Annotated in this window: 7 protein-coding genes; 4 read left to right on the top strand and 3 right to left on the bottom strand. The window is 40.7% G+C overall.

What is annotated here, in order from left to right:
* Positions 1-152 precede the first annotated feature (152 nt).
* Positions 153-686, top strand: a complete 534-nt coding sequence (locus tag F7734_RS41340) for a DUF4330 domain-containing protein (protein ID WP_155750209.1) — start codon at positions 153-155, stop codon at positions 684-686.
* 183 nt (positions 687-869) lie between these two features.
* A complete protein-coding gene (locus F7734_RS41335; RefSeq protein ID WP_155750211.1) occupies positions 870-2,591 on the top strand; it encodes a hypothetical protein in 1,722 nt (573 codons plus the stop codon).
* A 365-nt stretch (positions 2,592-2,956) separates the two neighbouring features.
* Here the strand turns inward: F7734_RS41335 and F7734_RS41330 are convergent, their stop codons facing one another.
* Positions 2,957-3,871 (bottom strand): alpha/beta hydrolase, encoded by a 915-nt coding sequence (locus tag F7734_RS41330; RefSeq protein ID WP_155750208.1) that lies wholly within the window; start codon positions 3,869-3,871, stop codon positions 2,957-2,959.
* Between the two features lie 663 nt (positions 3,872-4,534).
* Between F7734_RS41330 and F7734_RS41325 the strand changes: the two genes are divergently transcribed.
* On the top strand, positions 4,535-5,137 hold the full coding sequence (locus F7734_RS41325) for a hypothetical protein (protein ID WP_155750207.1): 603 nt from the start codon (positions 4,535-4,537) through the stop codon (positions 5,135-5,137).
* Between the two features lie 112 nt (positions 5,138-5,249).
* On the opposite strand, the gene ftsE is transcribed toward F7734_RS41325, so the two are convergent.
* Positions 5,250-6,002 (bottom strand): cell division ATP-binding protein FtsE, encoded by a 753-nt coding sequence (ftsE, locus tag F7734_RS41320; protein ID WP_155750206.1) that lies wholly within the window; start codon positions 6,000-6,002, stop codon positions 5,250-5,252.
* Between the two features lie 329 nt (positions 6,003-6,331).
* Positions 6,332-7,087 (bottom strand): WecB/TagA/CpsF family glycosyltransferase, encoded by a 756-nt coding sequence (locus tag F7734_RS41315; RefSeq protein ID WP_155750205.1) that lies wholly within the window; start codon positions 7,085-7,087, stop codon positions 6,332-6,334.
* Positions 7,088-7,799: 712 nt separating this feature from the next.
* Between F7734_RS41315 and F7734_RS41310 the strand changes: the two genes are divergently transcribed.
* A complete protein-coding gene (locus F7734_RS41310; protein WP_155750204.1) occupies positions 7,800-13,721 on the top strand; it encodes a hybrid sensor histidine kinase/response regulator in 5,922 nt (1,973 codons plus the stop codon).
* The last annotated feature ends 1 nt before the right edge of the window (position 13,722 follow it).

The following is a 13,722-nucleotide window of genomic DNA, read 5'->3' as shown; positions in this document are numbered from 1 at the left end:
CCCTTGTCCCCAGTCCCCTACTCCCTACTCCCTAGTTGTGATAGACTATTGCACGATCGGCAGCGCCCAATAACTTTTCGTCCTGCAAAATAGATTAAAGTGCTGCATTCTTAGTGAAAGATATACTGCTACCATTATCAGAAAAACTTGTTATGGCTATTTTAGATTCCAAAGGTCGTTTATTCGGTAAAATTAGCATCCTCGATTTCGGTGCTTTACTTGTCATTCTGCTAGTTATATTCGGTGTATTTCTATTTCCCGGTGGTTCTGGTTCCGTTGCTCAAGTTGGTAGTCAAACAGTACCTATCGAAGTAGATTTAGTGGTTCGAGGATTAAATGTCCGCGATCCGGAACAATTATACGCACGAGGGTTTGAAAAAGGTGGTAAGACTAAAGTGATTATCCGCAATCAACCCTACGGAACTATTGATATTAAATCGATACAAGTACTACCAAGAACAATACTGGTTCCCCAACCAGACGGCTCCGTAAAAGAATTACCAGATGTCAGATCTAATAATTTCAGTACGGATATGCTTTTGACTTTACAGGGCAAAGCCCAAGTGACAGCAGATGGACCTGTACTGGGTAATAGTAAAGTCAAAATTGGTATGCCTATTGAGTTAGACGGCTTTAACTACAATTTTAACAGTACTGTCATTGATGTCAGACTACAGGAAAAATGAGTTAGTTGTTAATGGATAGTTGTTGGTTGTTGGTTGTTAGTTGCTTCCAACCACTGACAACTAACCACTAACAACTATCCACTAATAACTATGATAAGAAATATTAAAGCTATTGTCATATTATTAATATTTCTTCCCATTGGCTGCACCCTGGTTAAAGCGGAAAATCAGTGGACGCCGCAAATGGAAAGAGATTTTCAGTTGCGGTCGAAAGAAGCCTTGACAAAATTGACGGACAGCAAATACGGCACTACATCTTTTGAGAGTGAAAAAAGATCTTATCCCAAGGCAATGATTGGCTTTCTTGCCGGAAACCGAGAACAAGCTATTGCCTTTTTACAATCTGAAGATGCAGATGCTAAAAGTCACGCTCATACATTGGGAATTGATTTTTACTCTGGTTTTACTCTCAAAGGTCAAGTCCGCAAATACTTTTACTTTGGTAAGTACCTTGACGCATCCTACCGCGATAGGATGAAACGGGCAATGCATCTGCTAACGGAGGTAGATCCGCTAACACGGCGCTTTCCCAACCGACGTCAGTTTTGGGCAAAATCCACAGACAACTGCGACAGTTGGGTAGACTGTCGCAACACAGACAATTTAAAAGCAATGCGGGAAATTTCCGTGTACTTATTTGCCGAAGAAACAGGAAATGAAGCCACTCGCAAGCTTTATAAAGAACGTATTAGAAGAAATGTTCGCACTCTCTACCAAATAGGACAGGGCGAGTGGGATTCCGAAAACTACTTGGGACACACCATCTCAACTTACGTCAATCTCTACGATTTTGCCAAAGACCCTGAAGTCAAGTCTCTTGCTAAATCCGCTTTGGATTGGTCTTTGATGTCTGGTGCTATTAAATATTGGCGGGGTGGATTTGGCGGTCCTTCCAAGCGTGATTACAACAACGGAAACTGTGTTTGGTGTTCTCTGGCTACCCATGAATTGGGGTTGTACTTTGGTGATTCTCCTCTTGCAGATCCCAATCCTTCGCCTGACTTGGTGCATTTGATAACAAGCACCTATCGTCCACCTTTAGCAGTTGTTGCCTTAGCACGAAAGCAATTTCAAAAGCCACTCGAATTGCTCAATTCCAAACCAACTTATGAAAATTGGAAACCGGGTGGTGATGCTGCACCAGCATTTCATGAAACTCTATATTTTGGAAATACCTTCCAAATAGGGACTTTAGCTGAAGGTTCTGGTGGTGACTGGAATGGTTTTAAGATGATGGCTTTTAATTCTACACGTGGTGTTGATTATTTTATTGCAGCAACGGGGACAGATCCGACTCAAATGTCTTCTTCGTCTATTGGTGGCGATCGCATTGCCCAATACCGTAATTTAATCATTTGGCTTAACGATAAACCTAAAGCACCATTTCAGTTTTTTTTACCTAAGTCTGTCAAGTTAGAAACTAAAAAAGGCGTGACTTTTATTGGTTATGAAAAGACTTGGTTAGCACTGACACCTATTAATTTAAATCTTGAAGGAATTAATAGTACAGCCACTGAGAAAATTGCCAAAAAATACCCTGAAAACCAAATTTTAACAGCACTAGGTAATGACCAAATTAGCGGATTTTCTTTGGAAATAGGAGAGAAAGAAACATACGGTAGTTGGGAGAAATTTCAACAAACTGTCTTAAATCAATCTCGCTTGGACTTAAGTGAAATTGGCGATAAAGCTGTTGAATATAGAAGTGTTTCAGGAAAGGTGAAACTTCAGCATCAGCCTCAAGGATTACCAAAAGTTTGGCGCAATGGAAATTTTCATGATTGGCGCAATCATTACGCTGTTTATCAAAATGCTCGAGGTAAGAAAACACCAATTTACCAAGGTTGGAAACAAGGTACTCTTGAGGTGACAGCAGGTGGTTATAAGTTCACCCAACATCCCTAATGTTTAACTCGATCCCAGTGTTCTCTCCATCTGCTGTCATATACGAGTAGCCTATGCAATACTGCAAGGGCTTTCGGAAATTGTAGTAGGGGTCGAGCGACAGCGAGACCCAACAAATGCTAATACAGCGAAACCCAACAAATGCTGATAAATGTTGGGTTTCGTTCCTCAAACGCCAGTAAAGGTGCGGAGGGAAACCCTCCTATGGCGCATTCGCGCCACGCTTCGCTATCAGAGCTGGCTCCCCAACAAACGTGTTTTCGTATTTTTAGGCTTAACCGACAAGTATTGGTAGGGCTATGGAGAATGAGAATTCATTAATCTATTGCCCAATGCCCATTGTTATCAGTTCTACTGCATGGATTTCATGATGAATGCCCATTATAAACCGATTGCCGATCTAAAACAGGCAAAAATTTTCGGATTAAACCAATTGTCACTGCGGGTAGTTCTAACTGCGGTGTTAATCCTACATCATCTATTTGCTGAAAAACACGAATGGCTTTCGGATTCATTTGGGCAAAGCGCCGACCAATTTCTGGACCTGTAAATTCAGACTTTCGCCCCCAAATAATTGCGGTGGGAGTTGTTAATTGTTGAATGTAGAGTGATAAATCAAAGGATAAATCCCCACGCACAAAAGACAGGGCTGCATATTCCGCATTGGGCTGCTGTGCAGATTCTAAGTAAGCATTAACAATTTCCTCGTATATCCGATTTGGTTGGGCAAATTGCCTTCTCTCTAAGAAACTGCGAATACCTCCACTTGTAGCAATTCCCGTGTTGTAAAGCAATGTGTCAACTATAGGGATACTCACTATCTGGGCAAAGATACTGCGGGAATAATCTTCACCAAAGTCAGCAAGTCCTGCGGGTGTCGTCAGAATGAGGGATTTAAATAATTCAGGATGAGCGATCGCAACTCGAATTGTAAACGCTGCTGTCAGAGAAGAAGCGATGACTGTGACGGCGCGATCGCAAGTTTTTTGTAAAAATTCCCAGATAGTGTCTAAATAGTTCTCAATTCTATAACTTTGTGCCGGATGTTCCGATCTGCCCCAACCTATCAAGTCTGGTGCAATGATACGATACTCAGACGCAAATGCTGGGTAAACTTTTGACCACTCATAGGCAGAAGATCCACCCCCAAAACCGTGCAAAAATACCAAAGTTTCCTTTTCTGTGTTATCTTCCCAAGGCTTGCCTTCATTAGTATAGTAAATCATTATACCTAATGAAGTCATTGTAGAACGTTGCTCAAATCCCAGTGGTTGATACATAAATTTTGGTTATTGGTTAGTAGTTGGTGGTTGGTCGGGACGCGGCTGCCTTGCGCCCGTACATGGTTAGTGGTTAGTGGAGATCCCCGCCTACACCGCTAGACTCACCACTAACTTACTTCCAGTGTTCCACTCTGCTCTCAACTCTGACCTACCTCCTTAGGAGGATGCAATCTACCTACTACTTATCTGAATCTAACTATATCTATAAAATCTATACACCAGGTTACTTATAACGAATAGTTATTTTTTCTACGTAAAAAGGTTTTTAAATCAATAATTTCCCATTATATCAATAGATTTACTTGTAGCATATGCAACTTAAGGTTGAAGTTGTTTAGTATTTTTTTATGTTAGCTTTTCAGAAACATTACTGATATTTGTGAACGTCCTAGATATTGTAAATGGTTCTCTAATTTAGTCACCGATCGCTAGTTACCAGTAACCAGTCACCGATTGCTGGTCGCTAGTCACTGGTCAGGTAATTACTAGTCACTGATTACTGAATGTATAAGAAAGTAGATAAAGCAAGGGCAAAGCCTAATAGATGAAGACTTCATAGTATATAGTCCAAAGCTTTGCCTTGATTTCATACTTCATACTTTTCACTTCATTGTTCAGATGACATTCTATGTAATTAATAATCTAACTGTTCTCTAATAAATGACAAGGCGGGGTGTCGTGGTAAAGCAGGCTAGTCTTCACTCGGAACAAAAGCTGAGTTTAGAAGACCGTAAATTTACTATTAGCGACTTTGATTTCCCAAATCAAATTGTAGACTCTACTTCACAGGGTCAAAGACAATTAACTGTCAAGAATGAGGTAATTGATGTACCTACCTGTATCTATTTAAATTTGGAGGATTTAAGATGTTTTGAAGTTGTAGAGCGTCAGTATGAGCAGTGGGGTGTCATATTTGATAATTGTATAGCGATACAGCCTTCAAACCCAGCATTCCCGACGCGCTCTGGTTTGATGGTCTTAATGGGGTCTCCCAAAAGCGGGTTTTTAGAAGCCACTTTTTTAAATCCCGTTCACTTTGTGAGTACTTTTGTCACAAGTTCACAACGGCTTTTAATGTCAGCATACGATCGCGAAAATCAACTGCTCACTCAAACAGTACTTCCTGAGGCTAACCTTGCCAATTCTGATGGGACTACATTTCCCAACACCCTATTATCTGTATCAGCAGATGGCATCCACCGTGTAACTTTCAGCGCTTTTGACGGTCAATTTACTCTTGATGACTTTAGTTTTTGTTATTAGTTAATGGCTAATGGCTAATGGCTAATGGCTAATGGCTAATGGCTAATGGCTAATGGCTAATGGCTAATGGCTAAGAACTAACAATTAGCAATTAGCAATTAGCAATTAGCAATTAGCATTTTCTATATAATCTTCCGTGTTGAACTTGAACCACAGGGCGGTTGCATCGCCGTACTAATTGCTCATCATGAGTTGTAACAATGACTGTGGCTCCAAAAGAATTTAATTTTTGAAGAATTTGCATAACTTGCCAAGAATTATCCGGGTCAAGGTTGCCCGTTGGCTCATCTGCCAGAATAATAGGTGGCGTTGCGACTATAGCTCTGGCTATGCTAACTCGTTGTTGCTCGCCTCCAGAAAGTTGGTCGGGAAAACAGTCTGCTTTGGAAAGCAAACCCACTAGTTTCAAAGTAGGTTCTAAACGTCGTTGAATCTCTTTACGAGTATACCCTTGAGCTTGCAACACGACTGCTATATTCTCCGCCACTGTTCTTTGCACAATCAATTTATAGTCCTGAAACACAACGCCAATACGACGCCGAATGATTGATAAGCTATCACCTCGTAAATTGGTTACGTCGCATCCGTCAAGAATCACGCGTCCTTGTGTAGGTTTCTCATCGCCATAAAGCATTTTTAAAAGAGTGGATTTACCCGAACCACTCGAACCTGTAACGAATAAAAATTCTCCCTTTTTGATCTCTAAATTCACATCTATAAGAGCGTGACAGCCGTTAGCATAGGTTTTTGAGACAGAGAGCAATTGTACTACAACCGCAGTAGTATCATTGAGCTGTTGGGTTTTGCTGTCTTGAGCCTGTACGGATTTGTCAGTAGTTTCTTGAGTTATTACAGCAGTTTTCATGAAGCGCAAATACTCCTCACATCACTTTTGATCGGTAGTTTATGTACTCTGTTAAGAGGTCATTTATAAAGTAAATCTTAAATGGCCAAATGTATTGTGTAGGTTGGGTTGAGGAACGAAACCCAACCTACAGTGTCTGCAGTGTCTCGTAAAGGATTCATAAAGATAACAGTAAAAGTCAGTACAAAATAAGTATTCCCAGGTTTTGCCTGGGAATATCAGAATAATTCGTAATTCGTAATTCGTAATTCGTAGTTGGGTTGGCAATGCCTATCACATAAGGTTTCTGGTGGGTATTCCCACCACTACTAACAACTCACAACTAACAACTAACCGCTAACTAATGAGCGAAAAAACCTGTAAACAAAGGCTTTGATGGCAAATTCCGGCAAAGCTAACATTCGCCGCCAACGCCATGGTTCTTGGTAGAGACGATACAGCCATTCTAAATTGTTATTTCCCAACCAAGCAGGAGCGCGGGTTTTCAAGCCCGACCAAATATCCAAACTGCCACCAACACCAATCCAAACTGCATTGGGACACAAATGGCGGTTTTGAGCAATCCACAACTCTTGACGCGGAACTCCCAAACCAACAAAAATTAACTGTGGCTGTAGTTGGGCAAGAGTTTGCCGCAGTTGCTCTTCCTCTTCTTTTGAATGGAAACCGCAATGAGTACCTGCTATATTTAAATTTGGGAATTGAGAAGTCCAAAATGCTGACGCTTTCTCAGCTACCCCAGGTGCTCCGCCATAGAAAAATACTTTTGCGTTAGAGTTCTTGTTCCCAAGTTCTCGCAATAGTGCTTCTGCTAGTTCGATCCCTGGGATTCTTTGAACATCCTGCCACAAAAGCCACTGCAAATAAAGAACTACCCCAGCTCCATCAGGAATAACTAAATCGGCATTCTGAATCACTTTGGCAAGGGGGGTGTGACGCTCTGCTTGCATAGTCATTTCTGCATTGAGCGTTACCACATGAGTTCCTCTACTCTGTTGCAGGCGATCGAGCAACCAGCTTGGATAGTCAGTCATCACATGAACTGGTAGCCCTAATATTGAAAACGCTTTCTTGCGTTCAGACATAGCTTTTTTTATATGAGCTTTACAGCAAATTATATAGAACAATAGCGAAGCTAAGTTGACTCTACAAACCTTTGCTCGAATTCTAAAACAAAGATTGACTCTTTGGTAGAAGGAGCAGTGCTTGCAGAATAAAACTTTAACCTCATTTTTCTCAGAAATTTTTTCTTGTCCGGCAATTTTAGCGCCAACAGCAAAAAGCCCACATCGAAGCTGATTTTTCACCGGATGAGGAAAAGTCAGGAATATTGGTTCGTACTTCTATGTATATACATGGAAGCCCTATCTTATCATTTTATCAAGTATTACACGGAAGGAGGCGGAACACCTACCAAGTATCACACGGGAGGAGTAGGAGATAGAGTAGGAAGCAGGGAGACTGGTGAGTGACAACCAAGGACACGGAATCAGAGCAGGAGAAGGTTGGAATGTATAAATGAACTTATCCCCCTTTTCCACATACCGTGAAAAGTCAGATCTATACCAATTTAACCCATTAAGCGACTTCCAAATAAAAATCTCCCAAAATTGCTTGTAAGACAGGTGTCCCGCTCACCACTTAATATTTCTAAATGTTGAGCTTTATTTAGCTGTAGAGAATTTTTTTGCTGGTTGGGAATGCTAAATAAAGTACCACATTGTCCTTGTATTGAGAGTGGTAACTAATGTTCATTAGCTTCATGCCCAGTTTATCCTATTACTCAGGCTTAGAAAAATGATATCTGCTCTTCCCGGTTATAACTTTATTGAAGCCCTGCATGAAGGAGTTAATACCGTTATTTATCGTGTTTTCAACCAGTCGGATCGAACTTTTGCGATTGTTAAAGCTCTCAAAGCCGAGTATCCCAGCCTCGAAGAGTTAACCCGACTGAGACATGAATATAAAATATTAAAACTTTTATTAAAGTTAGAAGGAATTGTTGAGCCAATAGCTCTAGAAAATTATCATAACGGTCTAGCCCTAATTTTGGCAGATTTTGGTGCAGAATCTCTGAAAAAGCATATTAGCGATCGCCAATTATCATTAACTGAATTTCTCACAATCGCCATTCAGCTAGCATCCACTCTCAGTCAACTGCATCAAGCCAAGATTATTCATAAAGATATTAAACCTCATAATATCATTATTAACCCAGAAACCGGGCAAGTTAAAATCATCGACTTCAGCATTGCATCATGTTTAGAAAAAGAAAATCAAAGCATCAGCAATCCCAATTTACTAGAAGGCACTCTCGCCTATATGTCGCCAGAGCAAACTGGACGGATGAATCGGTCAATTGATTACCGTACCGACTTCTATTCTTTAGGCGTTACCTTTTATCAAATGCTAACAAGTTCCCTGCCCTTTGATGCCGCAGATCCTCTAGAATTTGTTCATTGCCATATTGCAAAAACACCAATACCGCCTCAAAAACTAAATCCAAAAATTCCCCCTGCGGTTTCTGACATTGTCATGAAATTGTTAGCTAAAACTGCTGAAGATAGATATCAAAGCTCTCTAGGATTAAAAGCCGATTTAGAAACGTGTCTCACTCAGTTGCAGACGAATGGAGAGATTTCCCACTTTATTGTCGGTCAGCTAGATTTATACAGCCAATTTTCCATCCCGCAAAAACTCTACGGACGAGAAATAGAAGTTGCTACTTTATTAGAAGCATTCGATCGCGTCAGTTCTGGTACTACAGAAATGATGCTAGTTTCTGGTTACTCAGGTATCGGTAAATCATGCTTGGTTCACGAAGTTCACAAACCGATTGTGCGCCAGCGGGGTTATTTTATCTCCGGTAAATTTGACCAGTTCAAGCGGAATATTCCTTATGCTTCCTTGATTCAAGCATTCCAGGAATTGATGCGGCAACTACTTACAGAAACCGATGACCAAATTGCTGTTTGGAAATCAAAAATTTTAGAAGCCCTCGGCTCTAACGGTCAAGTCATTATCGATGTTATTCCCGAAGTAGAACGAATTATCGGCTCACAGCCAGCAGTTCCTCAATTAGGCCCATCAGAATCCCAAAATAGATTTAATCGGGTGTTTCAGCAATTCATTCATCTATTTAGCCAACCCGAACACCCCCTAGTTTTGTTTTTGGATGACTTACAGTGGGCGGATCTGTCTTCCCTCAAGCTGATCCAGCTCATTATGACAGATCCTGATAGTCAATATCTATTGCTAATTGGAGCATATCGAGATAATGAAGTCAGTGCAACTCATCCGTTAATCCTGACCTTGGAGGAGATTCAAAACACCGGGGCGATTGTGAATAACATCATCCTCCGGTTTTTGGATATTGCTCATGTCAACCAGTTAGTAGCTGATACTCTTCGCAGTGAAATTTCCAAGGCCAAACCACTGGCTGAGTTAGTGTTTAACAAAACCCAAGGCAATCCGTTTTTCTTGACTCAGATGCTCAAATCTCTTTTTAAAGAAAACTTGTTGTGGTTTGACTTTGAGCAGGGGATTTGGCAATGGAATATTGAGGTTCTTCTAGGCATTAGTATAACTGATAATGTCGTCGAATTAATGGTTAGCCAAATTCAAAAATTATCGCAAAATACGCAAAATGTTTTGAAGCTAGCTGCTTGCGTAGGAGACAAATTTAGTTTAGACGTACTGGCGATCGTCAATGAAAAATCTCAGTCAGAAACGGCATTAGATTTGTGGGAAGCACTACAGGCAGGTCTAGTTCTGCCCCTAAACCAGTCTTATAAAATTCCGATGCTATTTGACCGGGAGACATCTGCAAAATTGGCCGGTGAGACCTTAAAAGTTACCTATAAGTTTTTGCATGACCGGGTGCAGCAAGCGTCTTATTCTCTCATCCAAGATTCCCATAAAAAACAGACTCACCTAAAAATTGGTGAACTGATCCTGAAACATACCCCAGAAACAGAGATTGAAGAGAACATCTTTGAGATTGTCAACCAATTGAATGTTGGGGCTGAATTCATTACCCAGCAAGCCCAAAAAGATCGACTGGCTTCCCTCAACCTAATTGCCGGTAAAAAAGCCAAGGCAGCGATGGCTTATGAACCGACAGTTAAGTATCTAACCACAGGGTTAGAACTCCTCGCAGAAAATAGCTGGGAAACCAACTATGATTTAACGTTGGATATGTATACAGAAGCGACGGCTGCGGCATTTTTAAACATCAACTTCGAGCGGGCAAAACTGCTATCTGAGGTTGTTTTGAAACACGCAAAAACCGTCCTCGATCGAGTCAAGGTTTATGAACTACAAGTGCAGTTTTATATTGCTCAAAACCAGATGCAAGCCGCGTTAGAGGTTGGTCTGCAAGCTCTAGATATGCTGGGTATCTTGCTTTCTAAAGAACCCCCAAGGCAGATGAACCCTGAAGAGCTAACCAATCTGCCAGAAATGACGGCTGTCGAGCGGCTCGCAGCTATGCGGCTCATAATGCTCATTGCCCCTCCTATTTATTTCGGGGCTCCGGCCATGTTTCCGCAAGTTCCCTTTACAATGATCGCTCTTTCTATTCAATATGGAAATTCACCACTTGCCCCTATTGGCTATGGATTTTATGGCTTGATATTGTGTGGTTCACCCGCTGGCATTCATTCGGGATATCAATTTGGACAACTAGCTGTGAAACTGCTCGATCAATTTGACGCCCGTTCACACAAAGCTCAAATAGCAACAATATTTAACGCTCACATCAGACACTGGAAAGAACACGTTAAGGAAACCTTGACCCCTTTGCTTGAGGGAATTCAAAGTGGGCTAGAAACAGGAAATATAGATTGGGCTGGCTACAATTCTTTCTACTATTGTGACCATATCTTTTTTGCTGGTCAACCGTTAGAGGAGGTGTATCAAAAGCAGGTGCAACATCTTGATTTAATGCTGAAACTGAAACAAGAAATGCATAGTGCTTATATAAAAGTAGGGATAGTCATAGTATTAAAATTACTCGATACACCAACAGGTGACTACCAAATAAATGGCGAAATCTTGAATGAAGAAGAAATTCTGCAAAAATTAATTGCTGCCAATCAAGCTACGTTTATTTTTGCAGCTTATTTGGCAAAAACGATTCGCTTTTATTTATTTAAAGATTACGAAGAATCGCTAAAAAATGCCTCTTTAGGAGAAAAATATGAAGAAGGCGTAGCTGGTTTAATGACTGGTGCTGAACACAATTTTTACTATTCTCTAGCTCTCCTCGCTCAATATCCAGAAGTTTCTAAAAGCCAACAAAAACAATCCTTGAAACAAGTGGTAAAAAATCAGCAAAAAATGCAGCAGTGGGCTATACATGGACCAATGAATTATCAACATAAATACGAGTTAGTGGAGGCAGAAAAAGCACGAGTATTGGGGAAAATTGACAAAGCGATGCAACTTTACGATTGCGCGATCGCAGGAGCTAGAGAACACGGATACATCCAGGAAGAAGCGCTAGCCAATGAACTGGCGGCTGAGTTCTATTTCGAGCAAGGGAGAGAGAAGTTTGCAAGAGTCTATTTGACCGATGCTCACTATGGCTATATTCGCTGGGGAGCGATCGCCAAAGTCAAAGACTTGGAAAAAAGATATCCTCAATTATGTCGGATATCAAAGCGAGAAACTGTCAGTACAGGCGTGACTCGGATAATTAGCTCTACAGGTGAAAGTGCTTCTGAATCCTTGGATTTAGCCACAGTTATAAAAGCATCTCAAGCTCTTTCTGGAGAAATAGTTTTGAGCAAGTTACTTGCTAAATTCATGACAATTTTGCTAGAAAATGCTGGCGCTCAAATAGGATACTTAATTTTAGAAAAATCAGGAGATTGGCTAATAGAAGCATCAGGAACAGTAGACAAAAATAATGTTACTGTGCTACAAGGAATACCAATATCAACTAGTCAACAGCTACCAATTTTGTTGATTAACTATGTAGCCCGAACCAAAGAAAATGTTGTCCTCAGCAATGCGACTTGTGATGGAATATTTACCACAGATACATACATCGTCACTCATCAACCCAAATCTATTTTATGTACTCCGCTCATCCATCAAGGAAAACTCAGTGGCATTCTTTATTTAGAAAATAATCTCACTATTGGTGCATTTACATCAGAACGCTTAGAAGTCTTACAGATGTTATCCTCTCAAGCGGCGATTTCTATTGATAATGCTCGTCTTTATAAAGACTTAAAATTAGCTAACACTAACTTAGAAGCCAAAGTACAAGAGCGAACTTTAGAGTTACAGGAAAAAAATGTGCATCTGCAAAAAGCAGAAGAAACTGCACAATCTGCTAACCGAGCCAAGAGCGATTTCCTTGCTAACATGAGCCATGAACTGAGAACACCGCTCAATGGCATTTTGGGTTATGCTCAAATCCTCATGCGAGACAAAAGTTTAACTCACTCACAAAAAGATAGTGTAGGTATTATTCATCAGTGTGGAGACCACCTCTTGAACCTGATCAATGACATTTTAGACCTCTCCAAAATTGAAGCGAGAAAAATGGAACTCCACCCAACGGATTTTCATTTTCCAGAATTTCTAGAAGGCATTGCCGAAATTTGCCGTATCCGCGCCGAACAAAAAGGTATTTGCTTAATTTTTGAACAGATTACTCAACTTCCTACAGGTGTCAAGGCTGATGAAAAACGGTTACGACAAGTTTTAATTAACTTACTGGGTAATGCCGTTAAGTTTACTGAAACTGGAGGTGTGGCTTTTAAAGTCGGCGCTCACGAAGGAAAAATTCGGTTTCAGGTAGAAGATACAGGAGTTGGTATGGCACCAGAGCAATTAGAAGAGATATTTTTGCCATTCCAACAGGTAGGCTCTCGCGATCGCAAAGCGGAAGGAACGGGATTGGGACTGGCAATTACCCGCCAATTAGTTCAGATGATGGGTGGCGAAATCCAGGTGAAGAGTAGCTTAGGACAAGGGAGCGTTTTCTTCTTTGATTTAGATTTACCTGAAGTTTCTCAATACGCTGATGTTGTCAAAGACGAGAAACGAAATATTCAAGGTTTTAAAGGGCATAAGCGTAAGGTGATCGTGGCAGATGACAAACCGGACAATCGCTCGCTGTTGCTCAAGATGCTATCACCTTTAGGATTTGAAATTGTGCAAGCAATAGATGGTCAGGATTGCCTCAATAAGGCATTTGAATGGAATCCCGATTGTATTCTAATGGACTTGATGATGCCTCAAATGACTGGCTTGGAAGCGACTCGGCGGCTGAGGCGATCGCCAGAACTTAAGAATGTGATAGTGATTGGTACTTCTGCCAGCGTTTTTGATTTCGATATTAACACAAGTAAAGAAGCAGGTTGTGATGATTTTCTACCTAAGCCAATCCGGATAACAGAGCTTTTAGAAAAGTTACAGATGCATTTAGAAATAGAATGGTTTTATGAAGAGGATGAACCTCAAGTATGTCAAAGTCACAAAGAAGAAAATTCTCAGCAATCATTGGTAGCTCCCCCAGCAGAGGAAATTGCAGTTCTGTTGAATTTAGCTATGAAAGGCGATCTCAAAGGTATTATGGAACGAGTGAGTCACTTGGAACAATTAGATATTAAATATGCCACTTTTTCTTTAGAGTTGCGTCAATTAGCTAAGGGTTTCCAAGTGAAAAAAATTCGAGAGTTTTTAAAGAATATAGGAGTCTAAA

The organism is Scytonema sp. UIC 10036, from assembly GCF_009725235.1.
This window is presented reverse-complemented; position numbering and strand designations above follow the sequence as displayed.

What these genes read in the sequence shown, in the direction of transcription:
- F7734_RS41340 (WP_155750209.1), top strand. Translation starts at nt 153, where the DNA reads ATGGCTATTTTAGATTCCAAAGGTCGTTTATTCGGTAAAATTAGCATC.
- F7734_RS41335 (WP_155750211.1), top strand. Translation starts at nt 870, where the DNA reads ATGGAAAGAGATTTTCAGTTGCGGTCGAAAGAAGCCTTGACAAAATTG.
- F7734_RS41330 (WP_155750208.1), bottom strand. Translation starts at nt 3,871, where the DNA reads ATGTATCAACCACTGGGATTTGAGCAACGTTCTACAATGACTTCATTA.
- F7734_RS41325 (WP_155750207.1), top strand. Translation starts at nt 4,535, where the DNA reads ATGACAAGGCGGGGTGTCGTGGTAAAGCAGGCTAGTCTTCACTCGGAA.
- ftsE (WP_155750206.1), bottom strand. Translation starts at nt 6,002, where the DNA reads ATGAAAACTGCTGTAATAACTCAAGAAACTACTGACAAATCCGTACAG.
- F7734_RS41315 (WP_155750205.1), bottom strand. Translation starts at nt 7,087, where the DNA reads ATGTCTGAACGCAAGAAAGCGTTTTCAATATTAGGGCTACCAGTTCAT.
- F7734_RS41310 (WP_155750204.1), top strand. Translation starts at nt 7,800, where the DNA reads ATGATATCTGCTCTTCCCGGTTATAACTTTATTGAAGCCCTGCATGAA.